The organism is Rubrilithobacter danxiaensis (assembly GCF_047272945.1).
Classification (GTDB): Bacteria; Bacteroidota; Bacteroidia; order Sphingobacteriales; family Sphingobacteriaceae; genus Rubrolithibacter; species Rubrolithibacter danxiaensis.
In genome coordinates this window covers 1-1,318 of sequence record NZ_JBKOPS010000036.1, presented here as the reverse complement: position 1 = coordinate 1,318, position 1,318 = coordinate 1, and the positions used below count along the sequence as shown (strand labels likewise).

The window sequence follows — 1,318 nt, the reverse complement described above, 5'->3', positions numbered from 1 at the left end:
TGATTTCTATGATTCAAGCAACTAATTTATTGTAATTTTTTTCATATTTTCTATCTTGTTTTACACAGGCAAATACTCGTAGTATTAGCTTGTTCCTTACTGCATTGATTACACTCATCTTATTTTTCTTTTCTTCATTTACTTTCCGCATATAGTAGGCTCTTATTTCAGGATTATGTTGAATGGCTACCAGAGCCGACAGGTGCAAAAGAGTTTTAACTTTTTTATTTGCCATCATTGATACTTGGGCTTTCCCTCGAAACAGGCCCGACTCTTTTCTAAACGGGGCCACTCCCGAATAACAGGCATATTTCTTTGCTTCTGTAATGTCTTTAAACTCATTGGTACTTATTACTATTTGTATTGCTGTTACTTGTCCAACCCCACATACCGATGTTACCAAACTAAACAAGCGGCGTAGTTCTGTATCCTCCGATATCAATCTATCAATCGCTTCCTGTGTTTTCTTTAAATCCCCTTCTATCGCCTTTAATGTACTTTGACAAAGCCTGCTACTATTGCCTACTACTTCCTTTTCAACGAAGTCCTTATTTTCTTGAATGGCCACACTGAGGATTTTCTTGGCGGAAATTAAACGCGAACGAGTTGAGCTTAATTGGGCTAATCTTAGTACCACTTCTCGTTTAGGTTCCCATAATCGAAGATCCTCCCGATTTTTATAAGCATATTCTGCTATTCGCATTGAATCAATCTTGTCGTTCTTTCCCCGTAGATTACCTAGTGAATTCTTAATTTGAGTGGCTGCTTCCAAACAAACGCATGCTTTTATCTTATATAAATATCTCAGCAAATGATTACTATAGATACCCGTATGCTCCATACAGAATATCGCCCGGCTTAATTCAAATCCTTTTTGTTTGGACAACTCTTTTACCAATCCTCCAATGTTCTTGACCGTATTGCTTATCTCCCGGTGAAACAGCAATTGTCTCCCTTGCATTACGGTAAAATCCAGCTCATTTTTTGATACATCAATGCCGATAAAAAATGCAAATTCCATAACTTTATCCTGTTTAGTAAGCTAATGAGTTAACTGTTTTAAACTCCATCATCACCTTAATAACGAGCCTGAGAACTCTAATTTCTATTTGATGTCTCAGTTTAAAACAAGCGGTAAAGGATTTAATCAACAAATAGGTCTTTACCCTGGCCGTTGCGCTAATGCGCCTTTACCGCTGTTAACTTTTCCACAAATTCATCAGATATTAACAAAAGAAAAAGAAGCAAAAAGAAAATTTCTAACAACAATAACGGTAGTCAATATTCTGTGATATTTTGTTATTGTAAATCTAAAGGC

1 protein-coding gene is annotated in these 1,318 nt (G+C 36.3%); it reads right to left on the bottom strand.

Going from position 1 to position 1,318, the window contains the following annotated elements; translation table 11 throughout:
- Positions 1 to 13: 13 nt before the first annotated feature.
- Complete coding sequence (locus tag ACLCDL_RS17880; protein ID WP_423149779.1) at positions 14 to 1,021, bottom strand: IS110 family RNA-guided transposase; 1,008 nt, start codon at positions 1,019 to 1,021, stop codon at positions 14 to 16.
- Between the last annotated feature and the right edge of the window lie 297 nt (positions 1,022 to 1,318).

Excerpts from the sequence above, each read along its gene's own strand:
- ACLCDL_RS17880 (WP_423149779.1), bottom strand. The coding sequence starts at position 1,021 with ATGGAATTTGCATTTTTTATCGGCATTGATGTATCAAAAAATGAGCTG.